The sequence below is a fragment of the Streptomyces sp. CA-278952 genome (genome assembly GCF_028747205.1).
Classification (GTDB): domain Bacteria; phylum Actinomycetota; class Actinomycetes; order Streptomycetales; family Streptomycetaceae; genus Streptomyces.
In genome coordinates this window covers 5,725,613-5,746,072 of record NZ_CP112880.1, presented here as the reverse complement: position 1 = coordinate 5,746,072, position 20,460 = coordinate 5,725,613, and the positions used below count along the sequence as shown (strand labels likewise).

The window sequence follows — 20,460 nt, the reverse complement described above, 5'->3', positions numbered from 1 at the left end:
AGCCTCAGCGCCGCGAGGCGGTGTACTTCTCGTAGGGGGCCTGGAGCTCGTCGAGCACGGCGTGGGGCTTGCCGCCGTTCATGAGGTTCTGGGTGGCGCCCATCCAGGTGTCGTAGTAGCCGGGTGCCGGCCAGTCCGGGTAGAAGGCGAGCCCCTTGCCGTCCTGGTAGGTGTTGAACGCGGTGATGAGCTCGCGGGACTTCGGGTTCTCGATGGAGTCCGGCTTCACGGCGAGCGGGACGTTGCCCTCTTCGCCGAGGATCTTCTGGATCCTGTCCGACATGGTGATGTCGATGAAGTCCTCGGCGAGTTCCTTGTTCTTCGCCTTGGTGGGCACGACCCAGTGGTTGCCGCCGGAGCCGAGGGTCTTCTTGCTGCCGGGGTAGGCGGCGGTGGACCAGGAGAAGTCGGTGATGTCGGTGGTCAGGCCGCCGAACCACCAGTTGCCGCCGACCATGATCGGACGCTTCTGCGAGACGAACTGCTCGGTCATGTCGCTGCCCTTGAGGCCGACGTCCTTCTTCTCGAAGTAGCCCTTGTCGAGCCAGTCCTTGTAGGTCTCGACCGCGTAGGTCCACTCCGGGCCGTGGAAGTCGACCTTGCCCTTGTAGAGCTGGTAATTGTCGACCCAGGCGTCATTCGCCTCGGCCAGGGCCAGGAGGTAGAGCCAGTGGCCGGCGGGGTGGTCGTTGCCGGCGTTGGCGAGCGGGGTTATCCCCGCGGCCTTGAAGTCGGCCAGGGCCGCCTCGAAGCTCTGGAGGTCGGTGGGCTTGGTGATGTTGTGCTTCTTGAAGAGGTCGTCGTTGTAGTACGCCAGGACGAACTCGCCGTAGTTGGGGACTCCGTACCACTTGTCGCCGCCCATTTCGCCGTTGGCGTCGTAGCGGGCGGTGACGGAGGCGCTCTCGCTGATCTTTCTGTCCCAGCCGCGTTCCTTCGCGGCGGCGGTCAGATCGGTGAGCAGCCCCTGCTTGGCGAGCAGGCCGGTGGTGGCGTTGCCCTTGTTGTACTCCATGACGTCGGGAGCCTTGTCGGAGTTGAGGATCATGCCCGCGTTCTGCTGGATCTGCTCGAACGTCTTGCGCTCGAAGACGACCTTCACGTCGGGGTGGGTCTTCTTGAACTCGGCGATGGCCGCGTCCCAGGCGTTGCTGAGGGCGCCGTCCTCCTGCTCGTAGTGCCACAGGCGCAGGGTTTTGCCGTCTCCCTCGGCAGCGTCGGAGCCGCCACCGCATGCGGCGAGGGGGGCGACGAGCGCCAGGGCTGACATCGCGAGCAGGGCTCGTCGTGTGGTGTGGCGTGTGGCACGGAAGCGCATGGTCGTCATGAGGATTCCTTGGGTGTGCGCGGATCAGGGCGTGCGGGAGGAGACGGTGCTGGACAGGCCGTGGGGGTGTGGTCAGGCGTTGCGGCGGTGGACGCGGGCTTCCCAGGGCTGCAGGGTGTGCGGGGCGCTGAGCTGGGTGGTGGCGGGAACGTTGGCGATGAGCGTCTCGCTGTGTTCCCAGCCGTCGGGCAGGTCGACGGTGAGGTCGTCCGGTCCGAAGTTCGCGAGGACGAGCAGTTCGGTGCCGGAGGCCGCGTCATGGCGGGTGAAGGCGTAGAGCTGTTCGTGGTCGGGGTGCAGCATGTGGAAGTCGCCGTGGGTGAGGGCGGGCTCGGTGTGCCGCAGGGCGATCAGGCGGCGGTAGTAGTGGAAGACGGAGTCGGGGTCGGCGAGCTGCGCCTTGGCGTTGGTATGGGTGTGGTCGGGGTTCACCGCGATCCACGGGGTGCCGGCCGTGAAGCCGGCGTGCTGGGAGGTGTCCCACTGCATGGGGGTGCGGGCGTTGTCCCGGCTGCGGTGGCGCAGCCCTGCCAGGACCTGTTCCTCGTCGACACCGTGGGCGGTCTGCTCGCCGTGGTAGTTGAGGGACTCGATGTCGCGGAAGTCATCGATGGAGGTGAAACGGGTGTTGGCCATGGCGAGCTCTTCGCCCTGGTACACGTAAGGGGTGCCGCGGTGCAGGTGGAGCACGGTGGCGAGGAGCTTCGCGGAGCGATCGCGGTAGACGGGGCTGTCGTCGCCGAAGCGGGAGACGGCGCGGGGCTGGTCGTGGTTGTTCCAGTACAGGCTGTTCCAGCCGGTCTCGCCGAGGCCGGTCTGCCAGCGGCCGAGGCTGGCCTTGAGGTCGGTCAGCCTGAGCGGGCGGACGTCGAACTTGCCGCCAGGGCCCTGGTCGAGGCCGACGTGCTCGAACTGGAAGACCATGTCGATTTCCCGGCGGGCGGGGTCGGTGAAGAGCTTGGCGTCCTCGACGGTGACCCCGGGCATCTCGCCGACGGTGAGAAGTCGGCGCGGGTGGCCTTCGAAGACCTCGCGGTGCATTTCCGCCAGGTACTCGTGGATGCGGGGGCCGCAGATGTAATGGGGGCTGCCGTCCCCGTGCAGGGCGCCCTCGTGGACGATGCCGTCGGGAAGGCCGGGAGTCTTGGAGATGAGGTTGATGACGTCCATGCGGAAGCCGTCGACGCCCCGCTCCAGCCACCAGCGCATCATGGTGTAGACCGCCTGGCGAAGGTCGGGGTTCTCCCAGTTGAGGTCGGGCTGTTTGCGGGAGAACAAGTGCAGGTAGTACTCGCCGCTCTTCTCGTCGTAGGTCCAGGTGGAACCGGAGAAGAAGGAGCCCCAGTTGTTGGGTTCCGCGCCCGGGGTGCCCGGCTCCTTGCCGTCGCGGGCGGGGCGCCAGATGTACCAGTCGCGCTTGCTGCCCTGGGGGCCTTCGTCGCGGGAGGCGGTGAACCAGGGGTGTTCGTCGGAGGTGTGGTTGACGACCAGGTCCATGACGAGCTTCATGCCGCGCTCGTGGACGGCGTTCAGGAGCCGGTCGAAGTCGGCGAGGGTTCCGAAGAGCGGGTCGATTTCCTGGTAGTCGCTGATGTCGTACCCGTTGTCGTCGTGCGGGGAGGGGTAGACGGGGGACAGCCACAGGACGTCGACGCCGAGCTGGGCAAGGTAGTCGAGCCGTTCGATGATGCCTTGCAGGTCGCCGATGCCGTCCGCGTTCGAGTCGGCGAAGCTGCGGGGGTAGATCTGGTAGACCACCGCTTCGCTCCACCAGGCGTCGGCGGGACTGGCTTCGATTTCGGGCACGTCAAACCTCATCGTGATCGCATGATTACTTTTGGTTACTTCATCGGGGATGGCGGGTTGCCGTCGCACCCGGGGGCTGCGGGTCAGGAGATGGCCGCGCCCACGGTGTCGCGGATGACGAGGCAGGCGGCGCCCCGGGCCCAGAGGTCGTGGCGGGCGGGGTCGACGTGGATGTCGCAGTCGGTGGCCGCAGTGGAGAACGCCTGGGCTTCCATCGCCGCGTTCATGTGCGGGCCGAACAGGTCGTAGGCGACCGCACCTTCGCCGGCGATGATGATTTTCTGCAGGTTGAGCAGGTTGCACATGCCGGCCATGCCTTTGCCGAGGGCTGTGCCGGCTTCGGCGAATGCGGAGCGGGCGACGGTGCGGGCCGCTCCGGCTTCGCCTCGCGCGAGGTCGACGGCGTCGGTGATCGTGTCGCAGGGGAATCCGCCGTCTGCGAGGTGGCGCAGGATGGCGCGGTCGCCCGCCAGAGCCTCCAGGCAGCCGCGCCGGCCGCAGCTGCACATGGGACCGGCGGGGTCCAGGGGCAGGTGGCCGAGTTCGCCGGCGAGTCCGGTGGCGCCGGAGAAGAGGGCGCCGTCCAGGAGCAGGCCGCAGCCGATGCCGGGGCCGACGGTGACCACGGCGAAGGAGTCGATGTCGCGGCCTTCGCCGAACCAGCGTTCGGCGACGACCAGGGTGTTGACGTCGTTGTTGACGACCACCGACAGCCCGGTCGCTTCCCGCAGGGGGGTGGCCACGTCGACCTTGTTCCAGTCGAGCAGGGCCGAGTAGCGGCAGATTCCGGCTGCCGAGTCGACGTGGCCGCTGACGCCGACGCCTAGGCCGAGCACCCTGTCCGCCGCTTCGGGCGCCTGTGCGAGAAGCCTGCCGGTCAGGGAGGCGGCGGCGGACAGGGCGGTATGGGGGGTGCAGTCGGCGAGGGGTTCCTCGTCCCGGGCCAGGACGTTGGCCGCCATGTCGGTCACGACTCCGGAGACCTGCCCGGGGCCGATCTTCATGCCGACCACCACGTGCTTGTCGGGGTTGACGTGCAGCATCTTCTGCGGCCGCCCCCGCCCCTGCGGGACGGCGTCGCTCTCGCGCAGGTAGTCGTGCTCGAGCAGCGGCGGCAGCATGCGGGTGACAGAGGAGGGCACCAGGCCCAGGCGCTGGGCGAGCTGGGTACGCGAGATGGGTCCTGCGGTGAGCACGGTCGCGAAGATCTCCGCCCGGGTCTGCTCACTGACAAGCTCCGAGAATCGGATCTTGGACGGGCTCATCACGCGGTGCCTCCAGGTAGTGGTCTGTCAGGGCGGTTGCATCAGGTTCAGCGCCATCGAACCCGATAGGGGCGGCGCGGGCTTCCCGTACGGGTGGGGGCGGTGCTGCCAAGCGTTGCAGAGATCGTCATCGCACCTCCTGCGGCTGTGACGCCGACGACCCGTGTACGTCTTCGGCGACTGCGTATGACGGGAGTGTGTCCCTCTGCCTTTAAGTGCGTCAAGAAAGAAAACATCACGTTACACAACCGTGATGGCCCATCCCGGGCGTCCATTAATGGCAGTGTTGTACCTTTTGGGCTTCTTGTTATGTCCGTGCCGGGTCTCTTGGACGGGAAATCCTGTTCATTTCATTGACACGGCGAAGAAATGGCGGGAAGTTAACCGGCAACCGGGGCGGCGTCGGGGGCAGTTGGGCCACAGGCCGCTGCCACACCTGCACTCCCTCACCCCTCGGGACGGGCAGAACCGGTTCGTTGCGCTCGCAGGACCGGTGTCCTGTGCTCCTGGCCCTGCGAATGATCCCCCGTGGACTCCGTCAGCCGGCTCCCCCGTAGAGAGACGAACCGCCGACCAGGACGGGTGCCACACGCACTCCGTACCCGGCCGAGCCCGGGAAACGGGCGACCACACACACCGATGACTCCGCCGCACAGCTGCCCCAGCTGCCCCAGCGGTGTCCGTGCCCGCCCCCGGCGGGCGCCTTGGGGCCCTGCCCCGATTCATCAAGGAGAGGACATCATCATGCCCGCAGGAAGACTGCGAAGGCTCAACCCGCTGGCGGCCATCGCCGCCGGCCTGGCCCTGGCGCTCGCCGGAGCCGTCGTACCCGCCAGCACCCCGGCCTCGGCCGCCCCCGCTCCGGCAGGACAGCTCGTGCCCGCGTCCGCCCTGCTCGCGCCGCCGGCAGCGGGAGCGGCGGGCGACACCGCCGACAACGAGCAGTTGCAGACCTGGTGGCACGACAACCACGAGTTCAACACCAGCAGCCCGGTGGGCGGCGACAAGGTGCGGCGGTCCTCCTTCTACGACGTGAAGGTCGCCACGGCCGCGGCGCCGACCACGAAGTACGACTCGTTCGCCTACATGAGCATCCCCCGCAGCGGCAAGGGGAAGATCGGCTACACCAAGGAGGACGGCGCGGAGTTCTCCGCCTCGGCGAACCTCACCATGAGCTGGTCCTCCTTCCAGTACACGGCCGACACGTGGGTCGACGTGTCGCTGCGCACCGACCAGAGCATCTCCTCGGCCGACCAGGTCAAGATCAAGCCGAGCAGCCTGAACTTCGACAAGGAGCTCGTCAACAGCAAGACCATCCGGATCAAGGTGCCCTACAGCAACAAGGGCTACCGGTTCTCGGTCGAGTTCGACCCGCAGCTCTACACGGCCTACAACGACATGTCCGGCCCGGCCAACGACGCCGGCAAGCTGACCACCAGCGGCGGCGGCAACAACCGGGCCATCCACACCGAACCGCGCAACTCAATGATGATCTTCGCCGAGCCGACGCCGACCGGCGCGGAGAAGGACCGGCTGATCCCCACCGCCGCGTCGGGAAGCATCCACTACCCCGAGCCCGGCCAGGTCACCAACCTGAACAACATCGACAAGGAGATCATCTACTTCCGGCCCGGCACCTACACCATGGGCTCGAAGTACCACGCCGTGCTCCCGCCCAACGTCAAGTGGGTCTACCTCGCCCCCGGCGCCTACGTGAAGGGAGCCTTCCGCTTCTTCCACGACAATCAGAGCCTGTACAAGGTCACCGGGTACGGGGTGCTCTCCGGTGAGCAGTACGTCTACGAGGCGGACACCAAGAACAACTACGACCACCTCAACGGGGCGTCGAACTGCCACGACTCCTGCGTGAAGATGCTCCAGTTCCAGTCCGCTGACGCCCAGCAGTACCTCGACCTGCAGGGCGTGACCATCAACGAACCGCCCTACCACTCGTTCGTCGTCTACGGCAACGAGCAGACCTTCCAGATGCGTGTCGACAACTACAAGCAGGTCGGCTCCTGGTACTGGCAGACCGACGGCATCGAGCTCTACCGCGGCAGCACCATGAAGAACACGTTCTTCAACGCCAACGACGACGTCCTGAAGATGTACCACAGCGACGTCACCATCGATAACACCGTCATCTGGAAGAACGAGAACGGCCCCGTCATCCAGTGGGGCTGGACCCCCCGCAACATCGACAACGTCCGGGTGACCAACACCCACGTCATCCACAACCGGATGTACTGGAAGGACGTCAAGTACAACACCTGCATCCTCAACTCCTCCTCCCACTGGGAGGACATGGGGTCCACTACCAAGGGCGATCCCGCCACCCGGGTCAAGAACATGACCTTCGAGAACATCACCGTCGAGGGCCAGACCAACTGCGCGATCCGCGTGTTCGCCCTCTCCAGCACCGAGAACATCCACGTCAAGAACCTGAAGATCGACAGCTGGAACGGCCTCGACCCGAGCAGCCAGGTCAGCCTGCTCAAGCGCCACTCCAACGCCACCGGCCAGAAGGTCGCCCTGGGGAACGAGACGACCCAGAGCAAGGGCCTCAAGCTCGAGAACTACACCGTCGGCGGCACCGTCATCAACAAGTCCGGCACCAACTGGGGCGCGGAACAGCCCGGCCGCATCGGCTTCGACGCCGAGAACTGGGACAACTGGAACGCCTGGGGCCCCGGCGGCGGCAATCCCGACCCGGGTCCCGACCCTGACCCGGGCACGGGCACGGGTTCCGGTCAGATCGTCAACGGCGGCAACGCCAAGTGCATCGACCGCGCCGGAGCCGGCACGGCCAACGGCACCGCGATCCAGCAGTGGTCCTGCGCGAACACCGCATCGATGACGTGGACGCTGGACGGCCAGCAGCTCAAGTCCGGAGGCAAGTGCCTGGACGTCGACGGCGGCGCCACCGCCAACGGCACCAAGGCGCACCTGTGGGACTGCGGCGGCTGGGACAGCCAGAAGTGGGCCTTCCAGGCCAACGGCACGCTGAAGAACCTCAAGTCCGGCCGCTGCCTGGACGTCGAGGGCCAGAGCACGGCCAACGGAGCCCGCCTCCACCTGTGGGACTGCAGCACCTGGGCCAGCCAGAAGTTCAACCTCACCGCCTAGCCACACCGGTCGCCGGTGGCCGCCATCGCGGCGGCCACCGGCGGCCAGGCCCGGCACCTCCTCCCCTCCCCCGCCACCCCGCAGAAAGGCATGCCGCACATGCCATCAGCCAGGTCTGAACAGGCCGTCCTGAGCCTCTTCCGCATCGTGACCGGTCTGCTCTTCGCCTGCCACGGAGCGGCCACCCTCTTCGGCGTCCTGGGCGGCCCGCACGGACAGGCACCCAGCGCCGGGCAGTGGCCCAGCTGGTGGGCTGCCGTAATCCAGCTGGCCGGCGGAGCACTCGTGCTGATCGGGCTCGGCACCCGCCCGGCAGCTCTGCTGTGCTCCGGGTCCATGGCCTACGCCTACTTCGTCCACCACCAGGGCGACGGACTGTTCCCGCTGCAGAACGGCGGGGAGAGCGCCGCGCTGTTCTGCTGGGCCTTCCTGCTCATCGCCGCCCTCGGCCCCGGCCAGTGGTCCCTGACCGCTCTGCTGAACCGGCCCGCGCGCCGACGAGAGGAGGTGAGCACCCACCCGAGCAACGCCTGAACGCACCACAGGCTGTCATGTGCACGTAAATCACTGGTCGGAAACGGCCTGTGATCTCCACACACACGGAGGAAGAGCACCATGCACCGCATACCCGCAACGCTGTCGCGCGTCGTCGCGCTGAGCTCCGCCGTACTGGCCACCGCCCTCCTCGGCGTCATCCAGGCGCCGGCGGCCTCCGCACACGGCACCGTCATCACCCCCGAGACCCGCAACTACGGCTGCCTGCAGCGCTGGGGCTACACCGAGCCCAACGAGTCCCAGGACCCCATGTGCTACCGGACCTACCACGAGAACGCGAACGCCATCGGCGCGTGGAAGGCCGTCTACGCCAACAACACCGGCGACAACTACAAGCAGGTCATCGCCAACGGCGAGATCTGCAGCGCCGGCGGCCAGGGCGAGACGAACTACCGGCCCCTCGACCGCCCGGGCCCGTGGAAGATGACCGACATCGGCTCCGACTTCACCGTCGACATCTACGACGAGGCCCGACACGGCGCGGACTGGCTCGAGGTCTACGTCACCAAGCAGGGCTTCAACCCGGAGTACCAGCTGATCGGGTGGGACGACCTCGAACTGGTGAAGAAGACCGGCAGGTACCCCTACCAGCCGCACTACGTCACGGACGTCAGCACCACCGGCTACAGCGGACGCCACGTCGTGGTGACCGTCTGGAAGGCATCGCACATGGACCAGAAGTACTTCCTGTGCAGCGACGTCAACTTCAGCTGACAGCCGGCTGACCGGGGCCCCGTGGAAGGCACTGCCTCCCACGGGGCCCTCCCCCTTCCGAACCCCACAGGGCCCGGGTCGGCGAACAACCGCCCTCGTCAGGTGCCCAGCAGTCTGTACCCGTGATCGTCTCCAGCGGAGGATCGACGATGACCAGCACTTCCCCCCGCCGCCACCCCGCCGAAATCCCTGGCCCCACCGACCGGGCACCCGCCCCGCAGCCGAGCCCGCAGCAGTCCCTGCGAAGCCGTCTCGCACCCCGCGCACACCGCTACACGCGGATCAGCCCCACCGTTCTGCGCGTCTGCATCGGCCTGATCTTCTGTTGGTTCGGCGTTCTGAAGTTCTTCCCCGGAGCGAGCACGGCCGAGGGCTTCGCCATCGGGGCCATGACCGAGATGACCCTGGGGCTCATGCCCGCCCCGGTCTGCCTGCTCCTGCTCGCGGTCCTGGAGACGGGCATCGGACTCGCGCTCCTGACCGGCTTCCTGCTCCGCTGGGCCCTGGCAGTGTTCTTCCTTCACATGGCCGGGGTCTTCCTCTCCCTGCTCGTACTGCCGGACGCCGCCTGGCACGCCGCGGCTGTTCCCACCCTCGAAGGCCAGTACGTCATCAAGAACATCGTCCTGGTCGCCGCCTGCCTCCACATCGCCGCCGACGAACTCACCCCCTGACCGGCCCGACTTACTTCCCGCCAAGCGCGACTCGTACCAGGAGCACCCGTGGGCAGCACCATCACCCTTCACGACCTCGCCAAGACCTACCCCAACGGGCAGAGGGCCGTGCGCCAGGTCTCCCTGTCCGTCGAGGACGGCGAGTTCCTCGTCCTTCTCGGCCCCTCCGGATGCGGCAAGTCCACCCTGCTGCGCATGATCGCCGGCCTGGAAACGATCAGCGGGGGCCAGCTGCACCTCGACGGAGAGATCGCCAACGACCTCCAGCCCAGCGAACGCGACATCGCGATGATCTTCCAGAGCTTCGCGCTCTACCCCAATATGACCACCGCGCAGAACATCGGATTTCCCCTCGCGGTCCAGAAGCAGGACCACAACCAGGTGAGTGCCCGCGTGCAGTCCGTCGCCCAGATGCTGGGCATCGACCACCTCCTGGACCAGATCCCCGGCCGGCTCTCCGGCGGAGAGCGCCAGCGCGTCGCCATGGGCCGCGCCATGGTCCGCCGCCCCTCGGTCTTCCTGATGGACGAGCCGCTCTCCAGCCTCGATACCCGACTGCGCACCCGCCTGCGCACCGAAATGCTCGCGGTCACCCGCAGCACCGGGGCCACGACCATCTACGTCACCCACGACCAGGCCGAAGCCATGGCACTCGGCGACCGGGTGGCAGTCATGCGCGACGGGATCCTCCAGCAGATCGACACCCCCCGCAACCTCTACGCGCTGCCCGCCAACGCCTTCGTCGCCGCCTTCGTCGGCACCCCGAGGATCAACCTGCTGCGCGGCACCGTGTACGCCCCCGCCGACGGCGTCATGGCACTCAACTTCGGGGCCCAGAAAATCACCCTGTCGTACCCCCTCACCCATGACCACCAGATGCTCCGCGTCGCCCAGGGACAGCCGCTCCTCATCGGCCTGCGTCCCGAAGCCATCCGCATAGCCGACAAGACACACGCCACCACCTTCGAACGAGCCGTGACGGGAGTTGTCGAGCACACCGAGTTCCAAGGTCACGAAGCGCTGCTCCATCTCTCACTCGGCGGACAACGGGCCGACGTACCGGCCCCGCTCCCCGACCACGCCCCACACAATCCGGTCCGCGGAAGCGCCGCCGACCTCCTGCGGCTCCTCCGCCGCCGCACCGGACTCTTCGACCGCCGCCCCGCAGTATCCGGCGACATCCAGCCTCCGCCGCAGTCCCCTGCTCGCAAAGGCATCGGAGAACTCGTCATACGCGCTGAACCGGGTGCCAGCCATCGAAGGGGTCAGCACATCCCCCTTCTCATCGACGTACGGAACCTGCTGATCTTCGATGAACGAGGCGGACGCGTCAGCCCCGACCCGACTCAGGTACCCGAGCTATGACCACGCGTGAGCACGTCCCGAAGTCATCTCGACACCTACGGCTACCGTGACCACACCCGCAAGCGCGTCCACCCCGCTGACCGGACGCCCAGTCAACTCCAGAACCGTCGGTGCTACGAGGTAGGGGGAGTGCGGCGATTCCCTCATCGGCCGTGGGACCACGCCACGACTCTCCCTCCGGGAAGCGCCACAAAAGGCCAGGTCAGACGCATCTAAGGTGCGCCAGAACGCTGCGACAGCGGGTCAGTACCGCACGGAAAACCGCCGCAAAATCCGCGTTTCCCCAGGTCAGAAACGATTCTGCCTGGGGATTGTGGTGGGGCGGGTGGGACTCGGACCCAAACGAGTGACGCCTCGCACCTGCGATGATGCCGAGATGGCGGACATAGCCACCCGTTTCCATCCGGCTGCGTCCCGCTCGATCCCGCTGGGATGGGGATCGGTTAGGCGTTCGCCACACCACTTCGTCCCCGCCGCGCGGACTCTCCGAACCCTCCCGTGAGGCTGAGGAAACTCCTGCCCTCCGTATCTCCAAAAAGAGAGCCTGCGCAGACAGGCGGGCGCGGCACCCGGGCAGTGAGGCGAGCACAGGTCTCCGTGATCATGGAGTTACGACGCTCTGTGATCACTGGGGAGACTTGTGCCCGTTCTTCCAGCGTGGCTGACCGACCCGTTGTGGGACCAATTCACGGCGCTGCTGCCCGAGCCTCCCCAGGTTGATCCTGCCCACCCGCTGGGCTGCCATCGGGCCCGCATCGGCGATCGGGTCGTGTTCGACAACCTGCTGCAACTGCTGCGGTTCGGCTGCTTCTACCAGGCGATCGCCGACACCATCTGCTCGGCGACTAGCATCCGCGACCGCCGGGACGAGTGGATCTCCCTCGGCGTCTTCATGCGGCTCAGGCAGCTTGTTCTGGAGTCCTGCGACCGGATCGTCGGGCTGGAGCTTGACCGGATCGCCGTCGACGGCTCGATCACCAAGGCCCCCGGCGGCGGCGAGATCGCTGGACGCTCACCGGTCGGCCTCGGTAAGCAAGGACTCAAACGCTCGGGCATGACGGATGGTTACGGAATCCCGCTCGGCAGGGTCCTCGCCGGAGCGAACCGCCAAGACTCCCCGCTGTTCGCCGCGACTGTGGACCTACTGGAGAATCTAGGACCGGTGCCCGACGACATCACCGTGCACCTGGGTGCCGGCTACGACTCGGACAAGACCCGCATCGAACTGACTGCCCGCAAGCCGCACGGCCGCATCGCGCACAAGGGCGAAAGGGCGCCGATCCAAGCCAGCGAGCGGTGGCACGTCGAGCGCACGCACGCCTGGCAGAACACCTTCCACCGAATTGCCCCCTGCTACGAGCGCCGTGATCCGCACACACCTCAACGACCGACCTGCTCCAGGTCCTGGGGTGCCCCTTCGACCACCAGGCCATGCCCAGGACCGCGCTGTTCCGGCGGTCGGCAGCCACGGTCACCGGCATCCTCACCGCACCCCCGAGCCGTGCCTGCTCAACCCGGAGCGGGTCACCGAATTCCTTACTGCGGCGCTGGTCGGGGTCGTCCGTCATGGGATGAGGCGGGCGAGGCCGTGATGTCGGTGCTGTCCGTCAGGCCCTGACGGTTCGCCCCTCGGGGCTACTCTCTGCCCTGCTCGGGCCACCGCTCCCGGACGACCTCCCAGTCCTCGGCGATGCGCATGAGCCGTCCGTGCCCGCTCTCGTACGCAGTCCAGCCAGGGTCTCCGGTCGCGGCGAAGGCGATCCAGGCCGCGTGCGTGCGGGCGGCGAGTCCGGCCGACGGCGTCCCGGCACCGAGCAGGGCGTCGGGGCCGAGCAGACCGGGCTGGTCGGTCACATCGAAGACGAACGGCACCTCGACGGCGTGCGCCGCGCCCAGTTGACCTCCCAGAGCGGGAGAACGCCAGGCGAACTCGTAGCGGAAGGTGCCGGAGCCCGGTTGTGCGGCATGCGCGTCGGCGAGGTCGCGGCTGCCGGCGACGAACAGGGCCTCGGCCATAAGGGCGGAGCGCACCTCGCCCGCCGTGGCTCCGGGACGGCCACGGCGTAGGGACTCGACGTACCGCGCGGGGTCGGGTCGGAACAGGGCGGCCGTGGCCTCCGCGTCTGCCGTCGTCGACGTGGCGAGCGTACCGAACGGGGCCAGGTAGAGGTTGCCCTCCTCGGCGTTCGTGCCGATCATCAGGTCCACGTTCGCGCCCCGCCCTTCGGCGACGGCGTCGGCGGGCTGCCGATCGAGCACGACGCTGAACGGGCTGAGCCCGATGAGTGGATCGCTGTCGGTCGCCGTGCGCAGATCGATTCCCGACAGTGCGGACAGGACCTCGACGAGACGCTCGTCGGGGACCTGTGCGAACGCCTGGGCGTGCGGTGGCACGCCCAGCGCCTCGGCCGCGACGGCCGTCACCCGCGCCGCCTGCTCGGGAGTGAAGGCTCCGCGTCCGCTGCCGCTCTGGACGATCGCGCGCGTCATGAGTCCCTCCGCCACGGGATCGGCCAGGATCGCACCGGTGATGGTGGCACCGGCCGACTGACCGAACAGCGTGACGTTCCCGGGGTCCCCGCCGAAGGCCTCGATGTTCTCCCAAACCCAGCGCAGGGCTTCGAGCACGTCGAGCAGACCCCGGTTGCGGGGGGCTCCGGGCAGGTCGAGGAAGCCGGGGATGCCGAGCCGATAGTTCACGGTGACCAGCACGACGCCGTCCCGGGCGAAGCGGCTGCCGTCGTAGAGCAACGACCGGTTCGAACCGGCGACGAAGCCGCCGCCGTGCACGAACACCATGACCGGCGCCCCGGGCCGCGTGGCCCGGGGCGTCCAGATGTTGACGGTGAGGTAGTCCGAGCCCCGGACCCATCCGGGCCCGAAGTAGGCCGCCATATCCAGGGTGCCGAGGCGGCGCGGTCCCTGCGGCGCAGTCGGCCCCGATTCCGTGGCCTCCATGACCCCCTCCCACGGGTCGTGCGGTCGCGGGGACGCGAAACGGCCCGCGCCGACGGGAGGCGCGGCGTAGGGAACACCGAGGAATACGGCGTGGTCGTCGGTCCGGTTGCCGCGGACCGCGCCCTGCGCGGTCCGGACGACGAGGTCGCGGTCGATCAACGAGCTTTCCTTGTCAGTCGGTCAGTCGGTGGGGCGGTGTGGCGGGGTGGCGGTCCGGGGAGGCGAGGGTTTCTTCCGGCGGGGCCCGCCGGGTCGGCCGGCGTGCCCCGCCCGAGGGAGCGGCACATGCCGGCCGGGCAGCCTCGGACCGCCGGGTGCGCGGCGGTGCGGTTCAGACCGCCGGGTTGTCAGCGATCCAGCCGGCCAGCGCCACGAGGGTGTCCTCCATGCCCTTGGCGGTGGCGTCCCGCAGGGCGTCGAGGTCCGCGTAGGTGGAGCCGAGGACGGGGTCCGCCTCAAGCAGTTGCCATGTCTGGGCGAGCAGGGTCCCCGACCTGTCGGGGGTGAAGGTCCAGCGCCAGCGGACGATGGGCACGGGCACCGAACCGAGGACGGTGTACGTGAACTCGGCCCCGCGCTCGGCCTTCCGCACCTGCGAACGGCTGTCCCACTCGTTGTCCCCGCGCTGGTTACGGCCCCGGAACCAGGCTCCCGCCCATGCTCCGGCGTCCTCCTCGTACTGGGCGCGGATCGCGTTGGGACTCCACAGAGAGATGTTCGAAACGGCACTCAGCAGGTCGTAGGCCCGCTCCGGGTCGGTCGCGACCCAGGCTCGCCGGGTGATGCCGTAGCCGGACACGTCGAGGATCTTGGTCGTGTTCTCGGGGTTGTCGGGCGACGTGGTGGACATGCGGGTAACTCCTTGCGGGATGGGCGGTCGGATCAGGTGCGGGAGAACGGCGCCCAGTCGGTCAGCTCGAAGCCGGACCCCTGGCGGCGCAGTTCGAAGGCACCGTGGCCGGGGAGGTGGGCCGGGAGCACGAGGGCGTTGGTGTCTGCGGCGTGCGCGAACATGCGCGCACGGCTGGCGCGGGCGCCGTCCTCGTCCTCTTCGAAGCAGCTGTTGATGTGCGGCTCGTGCACCTGGATCGCGCCGTGCAGCAGGTCGCCGGCGAAGATCGCGCGGTCGCCCGCGGACTCCAGGTGGATGATCGAGGCGCCGGGGGTGTGGCCGGGGGCCAGTTCCAGGCGGAGGTTGGAGTCGATGGTGTACGACTCGTCCCAGGTCTTCACCAGGCCGGCCTCGATGACCGGGTCGATGCTGTCCTCGTAGACGTTCTGGTTGCCCCGCCCGAACACCGTGTTGTGGAGGTTCTCGGGCCTCCAGTACTCGAAGTCACGCTTCGGCATGAGGTAGGTCGCGTTGGGGAAGGTGGGGACCCAGTCGCGGCCTTCGAGGCGTGTGTTCCACCCGACGTGGTCGTCGTGCAGGTGGGTGTTGATGACGACGTCGACGTCTTCGGGCCGCACCCCGACAGCGGCGAGGTTCGCCAGGTAGTCGGTGTTCAGGTAGGACCAGATCGGCTGCAGGGGGCGGTACTTGTCGTTGCCCGCACCGGTGTCGATCAGGATGATCTTGCCCTCGCTGCGCAGCACCCAGGACTGGGTGGCGGCACGGGTGAGGTCGGTGTCCGGCTCCCAGTGGTGCGGCGCCAGCAGCGCGGTGTGGCGCTGCCACTCCTCGGGCCTGCTGTTGGGGAAGAAGACATCCGTCGTCATCGGAGTGGTGTCGGAGTACTCCATGACGCGGTGGATCCGAACGTCACCGAGTTCGATGGTGCTGACCGTCGGCGTCCCGGTCTCGGATGCTGTGGAGGTAAGGGGAGACATGGTTCTCCTTCGAAGGTTTCGGACGTTTTCCAGGTTGTGCCCAGGGGGTGCTGCGGGGGTATCGGACACTTGACTGCACTTGTCCGGGGCCGAGGCCGTCCGCAGTGCGGACGGGCGGTCAGCGTGGGGTGCGGGTGCGGAGTGAGCAGCAGGGTGAGGACCAGCACACCGGCCAGCACGGCACTGAAGACGAGCACCGCGACGGTGGTCGTGGTGGCGAGCATCAGCAGGCCCAAGCCCAGGACGGGGACGGACATCCCGGCATAGCCGCCGAGGAAGAGCCCGGCCAGGGCCTCGCCGCGGCAGTCCGGTTCGGTCATGGCGATGACCGAACCGATGGCTGCCTTGTAGGCCGTTCCGGCCCCCGCTCCGGCCAGCACTCCGCCGGTCAGCAGGGCCCACAGGGACACGACGGTCAGGCCCACCGTCACGACGACCAGTCCGGAGCCCAGGAGCGCGATGCCGAGGAGCGCCTGCCGCTGGAGTGACAGGCGGGCGACAAGAAGCTGGAAGCCGGCGGCGGAGGCCAGGACCAGGAAGGTCCCAGCGCCGGAGACCGCGAGCGAACCGATGCCGAGCCGGGTGGACAGGAACCCGGGCGCGAGCGAGATGAAGAGGCCGAACATGGCGGACGCGGTGAAGGCGTGCGTGGCGGCTGCCGCGTAACGCACCCGTACGGTCATCGGCACCGCCAACCTCATGGGCCGGTGCTTCCAGGTGATGTCGTGGGCGACGGTCTCCGGGACCGTCGTCACCACCAGGCCGGCCGTGACCAGGAGGAACGCGAAGACGAGGGGGACCGGAGCGGATCAGGGGCGCACTGGGCCAGCAGGCCGGTCACCAGCGGGTCGAGGCCGAACCCGCCCAGGTTGGCGGCGGTGGACACGACCTCGGCCCGTCCGGAGCCCTGCCGCGGCCGGGTGGTCGCATGCAGTTCGGTGAGGTACACGGTGGCGGTGGCGGTGGCGGTGGCGGTCAGCATGCCGATGCCCAGACCGGACACGAAGCGCGCAAGCAGCAGCAGCCCGGGGACGGTGGACCAGGTCATGAAGACCAGCAGGGCCAGCGGGTTGAGCAGCACCGCCGCGGTGAGGACGCGCCGTCGCCCCAGCCCGTCCGATATGTGTCCCGCGGTCAGCAGGCTGACGGCGACTCCGGCGGCGTAGGCCGCGAAGATCAGGGTGAAGGACGCGAAGCCGTCCCGCTACTGGTAGAGCACGTACAGCGGCGCGGGGGCACTGCCCGTGGCCATGGTGACGGCGAATACGGCGCCGATGAGCCAGAAGCCGAGACCGCGAGGTACGCGACGGAACCCTTGACCTGGCGCTGGTGTCCTCAGCCCGGCCTTCGGTTCCCGGTGTCCACCTGACGCACCTGTACGCCGAGCCCTTCGTGCTCATCCATTCCGAGCGGCATCCGCTGGCCGCCCGGCCTGCGGTGGAACTGACCGACACGGTGACCGAGGCGTTCATCGACTTCCCGCAGGGCTGGGGCAACCGGGGAGCCATCGACGCGCTGTTCGCGGAACACGGGCTGGACCGCCGGGTACGGACAGAGGTGGTCGCCTTCGACATGGCCCTCGAACTCGTCCGGAGCGATCTGGGCATCGCCTTCGTGCCGCGGTCCACCGTGACCGACGCCACGGGCATCCGGGTGCGCGCGGTGGGCGACGCCGACGTGCGATGGCCGGTCCAGCTGGCCCGGTCGACCGCGCGGTCCCTGTCCGCCGCCGGGCGCGTGGTGAGCCAGGCCGTGCTGAGCCATGTCCACGACGGGCCGTAGAAGGCCGGGGGTGCCGACCGAGGGCGGTATCCGTCATGTGACTGCACCCGGGCAGCTGTCCGGGATGTCCCGAGAACGCCCTGGTAGCGTCGATGCGTGGGATGCGGTGACCGGAGGCGCCCGGCCCTGGAAGATCCCGCCACGTCTGGAGAACCGGTGGACGAGTACACGGCGACAACCGCCGCCGGCCGCAGTGTCACCGCCGTGATCCGGCAGGCAGAGCTGGACCGGCTCCTCGCAGCGGTGACGGCGCCGCGCACGGCCGACGGCGTGACGAGGCCGAAGGACACCTTGCTGACCCTGGCGGGAGAGCCGGGAGCGGGCAAGACCACCCTGGTGGAGGCGGTCGTGGCACGCTTCGCCGCGGACGGCGGCCGGGTACTCAGGGCCGACAGCAGCACGTCCGAGACCGACCTGGCGTTCTCGGGGCTGCACCAGCTGCTGTGGCCGGTCCGCGGACGGATCGACGCCCTGCCCCCCAGGCAGCGTGGAGCACTGCACGCCGCTTTCGGAGCGGCGGAGCGGAGCGAGGCGCCGGACCCGATGCTCATCGGGACAGCGGCCCTGACCATGCTGTCGGACCTCGCCACCAAGCGCCCGCTGCTGCTGGCCGTGGACGACGCCCAGTGGACCGACCGCGCCTCGCTGGACGCCCTCTCCTTCGTCGCCCGGCGCCTGGCCGACGAACCGGTGACACTGCTGTTCGTCACCCGGGACAGCGCGCCGCGTGGGCTCGCCGCGCAGGAACCGACCCTCACCCTGGGGCCCCTCGACCGCGGCGCGGCGGAACGGCTGCTGGACCGTCAGCCGCAGGTGCCGACCGGGCTCACCCGGGCACGCATTCTCGACCAGGCGGAGGGCAACCCCCTTGCTCTGGTGGAACTGGCGCGGGCCGTCGGCGACAGCGACGACGCGACCCGTGGGACCGACGGCCCGCTTCCGGTCACCGACCGACTGGAGCGGATCTACGCCGACCGCTTGGCCGCACTGCCCACCGAGACGCGCCGCGCGGTGGTGCGCCTGGCCACCGCGGACACCGAGGACCCGTCGCACACCGTGCTGTCCTGGCTTCCCGACATCGGCGACCCGGTGTGGGCGCCCGCCGAGGAGGCCGGACTCGTCCGGCGCGGCGGGGGACGGCTGCGCTGCGGCCACCCGCTCTCCCGCCTCGCGATCTACCACGCGGCCCCCGCCGAGGAGCGGCGGGCAGCGCACCTGGAGCTGGCCGGGCTGTTCGGCGACCAGGACCCGGACCGGCACGCCTGGCACCTCGCCGCCGCCACCTCCGGGCTGAGCGCGGTGGTCTCGGCCCAACTGGAAGGCAGCGCCGACCGGGCACGTCACCGGAGTGGCTACGCGGCCGCCGCGCACATGCTGGAACGGGCCGCGGACCTGCACCCCGACCGGCGCGAGAGCACCCGGTTGCTGGCCGCCGCGACCAGCACGGCGGTCCTGACCGGCCGGCTCGACTCCGTCGAACGGCTGGCCGCACGCACCCGAGCCGGCACCGACGATCCGACGGCCGCGGCCCTCGCCGCCCTCCAGGTCGGCCGGCTCATGGCGCTGACCACCTCGCACAGCGCCGCCTTCGGACAGCTGATGCGTCCGGCCGCCGCCCTGATCGGCACCGATCCCAGGGCGGCGTCGGAGGCCCTGGCCGCCGCCTCCGTGGTCCGCTTCTACTCCAGTGACGCGGACCAACTGCACGAGATCGAACGCCTCCTGCCCCTGGTTCAGCCGCACCCCGGCCACCGCCTCGGCGAGCGGAAGACGCTCCTCGCGGCCTGGACCGGGATCGTCGCGCATCCGGACGCCGCCGATGCGAGCCTCGCCTTGCGATTGCCGGCCCTGGTCGCGGCGGCGCGGGAGGAACCGGAGACGCTGACCCTGCTCGCCGTCGCGGCCTGGCTGCTGGACGAGACGGAACTGGCCGCGCAGACCTTCGACGCAGCCCTCGCCTCGTGGACCTCGCGGGGGCCGCTACCGGACGGCCTCGGTGGAGTCGCCGCCTTCGCCTACCTGGAACAGGGCCGCTGGGCCCGCGCGCAGACGGCTTGCGCCGAACTCGCGGCCGTCGCGTCCTCGGTCGGCCTCGACCATGCCGCGGCCTGCGCCGCTGCGACCGAGGCGCTGTTGCGCGCGCTGCGCGGCGACGTCGTCGGGGCCCGCACCCAGGCGCGGTACGCCCTCTCGCTCGTCGACCCGCAGGAGAGCCGTTCCGTCCTCGCTCTTGCCCACCGCGCACTGGGCGCCGCCGCCACCGCGGAAGGCGATCACGAGACCGCGTACCAGCATTATCGTGTGCTCTTCGACGGCCGGGGCAACCCCGCGCACTACCACCTCGCCTACCCGGCGCTGCCCGAGCTGGCGGTCGCCGCGGCCCGGGGCGGCCATCACGAGGAGGCCACCGGGATCGTGGACGGAGTCGAGAGGTCCCTGGCGGACGCGGGCGCGCTCGCGCCGCGCAGGACCGCGCTGGTCCGGCTGAGCCGGGCGGCACTCGCCCCCGCGGGCGAGGCCGAGCACCACTTCACGGCGGCGCTGGGGACCCCGGCGCTCGCCCGGCGGCCCTTCGAACGTGCCCAGGCGCTGCTGGCGTACGGAGAGTGGCTGCGCCGCCGCCGTCGTATCGCCGATGCCCGTCCGCCGCTGGCCGAGGCCGAGGCCGTCTTCCAGCGGCTCGCCGCGCAGCCCTGGGTGGCACGGGCCCAGTCCGAACTCAGGGCCGCCGGAGCCCAGAGCGGCACCACGGAACCGGACGCCTTCGCCGACCTCACCCCGCAGCAGCAGCAGATCGTGCGGCTGGCGGCGCTCGGCCTGACCAACCGTGAGGTGGCCGAGAAGCTGTATCTGTCCCCGCGTACCGTCAGTTCGCACCTTTATCGGGCGTTTCCCAAGCTGGGCATCACCGTGCGCTCTCAACTGAGGCACGTGGTCGACGCCATGGCCGCCGACGGAGGTACGGGCTGAGACGCCCGCGCGCCGGTGAGGGGCTCCTGGATCGCTGGCATCGACCTGGACTCCGGCCTCGGGGTCACGGGCCCGCCCCCAGCCACCG

General features: G+C 69.2%; 14 protein-coding genes and 2 pseudogenes. 8 read left to right on the top strand and 8 right to left on the bottom strand.

What is annotated here, in order from left to right; genetic code table 11:
• Positions 1-4: 4 nt before the first annotated feature.
• The 3 genes from N7925_RS25680 to N7925_RS25670 all read right to left on the bottom strand — a co-directional run bounded on the left by N7925_RS25680 (position 5) and on the right by N7925_RS25670 (position 4,398).
• Positions 5-1,327: an ABC transporter substrate-binding protein gene (locus tag N7925_RS25680; protein ID WP_274345288.1), complete on the bottom strand. Its 1,323-nt coding sequence runs from the start codon at positions 1,325-1,327 to the stop codon at positions 5-7.
• Between the two features lie 72 nt (positions 1,328-1,399).
• Complete coding sequence (locus N7925_RS25675; protein WP_274345287.1) at positions 1,400-3,133, bottom strand: alpha-glucosidase; 1,734 nt, start codon at positions 3,131-3,133, stop codon at positions 1,400-1,402.
• Between the two features lie 83 nt (positions 3,134-3,216).
• Positions 3,217-4,398, bottom strand: coding sequence for an ROK family transcriptional regulator (locus N7925_RS25670; RefSeq protein WP_274345286.1), 1,182 nt, complete (start codon positions 4,396-4,398; stop codon positions 3,217-3,219).
• 744 nt (positions 4,399-5,142) lie between these two features.
• On the opposite strand from N7925_RS25670, the gene N7925_RS25665 reads away from it, so the two are divergent.
• The 6 genes and pseudogenes from N7925_RS25665 to N7925_RS25640 form a co-directional block, all read left to right on the top strand.
• Positions 5,143-7,524, top strand: a complete 2,382-nt coding sequence (locus N7925_RS25665; protein WP_265601785.1) for a family 49 glycosyl hydrolase — start codon at positions 5,143-5,145, stop codon at positions 7,522-7,524.
• A gap of 90 nt (positions 7,525-7,614) precedes the next feature.
• Complete coding sequence (locus N7925_RS25660) at positions 7,615-8,058, top strand: DoxX family protein (RefSeq protein ID WP_265604006.1); 444 nt, start codon at positions 7,615-7,617, stop codon at positions 8,056-8,058.
• A gap of 81 nt (positions 8,059-8,139) precedes the next feature.
• Positions 8,140-8,793 carry a lytic polysaccharide monooxygenase auxiliary activity family 9 protein gene (locus N7925_RS25655; RefSeq protein ID WP_265601784.1) on the top strand — a complete coding sequence of 218 codons (654 nt, stop codon included), beginning with the start codon at positions 8,140-8,142 and terminating at the stop codon, positions 8,791-8,793.
• Positions 8,794-8,942: 149 nt separating this feature from the next.
• Complete coding sequence (locus tag N7925_RS25650) at positions 8,943-9,467, top strand: DoxX family protein (protein ID WP_274345285.1); 525 nt, start codon at positions 8,943-8,945, stop codon at positions 9,465-9,467.
• A 48-nt stretch (positions 9,468-9,515) separates the two neighbouring features.
• The gene (locus tag N7925_RS25645) at positions 9,516-10,832 is read left to right on the top strand and encodes an ABC transporter ATP-binding protein (protein ID WP_265601782.1); all 1,317 of its coding nucleotides are present in this window, start codon (positions 9,516-9,518) and stop codon (positions 10,830-10,832) included.
• A gap of 640 nt (positions 10,833-11,472) precedes the next feature.
• A pseudogene (locus N7925_RS25640) lies at positions 11,473-12,198 on the top strand (IS5 family transposase); the annotation flags it as partial.
• Between the two features lie 269 nt (positions 12,199-12,467).
• Here the strand turns inward: N7925_RS25640 and N7925_RS25635 are convergent.
• From N7925_RS25635 to N7925_RS25615, 5 genes are all read right to left on the bottom strand, one after another.
• Entirely contained in the window at positions 12,468-13,949 is a 1,482-nt protein-coding gene (locus N7925_RS25635) for a carboxylesterase/lipase family protein (protein ID WP_265601781.1), read from the bottom strand.
• Between the two features lie 172 nt (positions 13,950-14,121).
• The gene (locus tag N7925_RS25630) at positions 14,122-14,640 is read right to left on the bottom strand and encodes an SRPBCC family protein (protein ID WP_265601780.1); all 519 of its coding nucleotides are present in this window, start codon (positions 14,638-14,640) and stop codon (positions 14,122-14,124) included.
• 32 nt (positions 14,641-14,672) lie between these two features.
• Positions 14,673-15,620 carry an MBL fold metallo-hydrolase gene (locus N7925_RS25625; RefSeq protein WP_416222932.1) on the bottom strand — a complete coding sequence of 316 codons (948 nt, stop codon included), beginning with the start codon at positions 15,618-15,620 and terminating at the stop codon, positions 14,673-14,675.
• A complete protein-coding gene (locus tag N7925_RS25620) occupies positions 15,506-16,378 on the bottom strand; it encodes an MFS transporter (RefSeq protein ID WP_265601778.1) in 873 nt (290 codons plus the stop codon). The genes N7925_RS25625 and N7925_RS25620 overlap by 115 nt, the downstream gene beginning before the upstream one ends.
• Positions 16,372-16,800, bottom strand: a complete 429-nt coding sequence (locus N7925_RS25615) for an MFS transporter (RefSeq protein WP_331618207.1) — start codon at positions 16,798-16,800, stop codon at positions 16,372-16,374. Before N7925_RS25615 ends, N7925_RS25620 begins: the two co-directional genes overlap by 7 nt.
• A gap of 128 nt (positions 16,801-16,928) precedes the next feature.
• Between N7925_RS25615 and N7925_RS25610 the strand changes: the two are divergent.
• Positions 16,929-17,402 (top strand): annotated as a pseudogene (locus N7925_RS25610) (LysR substrate-binding domain-containing protein); the annotation flags it as partial.
• Between the two features lie 156 nt (positions 17,403-17,558).
• A complete protein-coding gene (locus tag N7925_RS25605) occupies positions 17,559-20,372 on the top strand; it encodes an ATP-binding protein (protein ID WP_274345284.1) in 2,814 nt (937 codons plus the stop codon).
• Positions 20,373-20,460 lie beyond the last annotated feature (88 nt).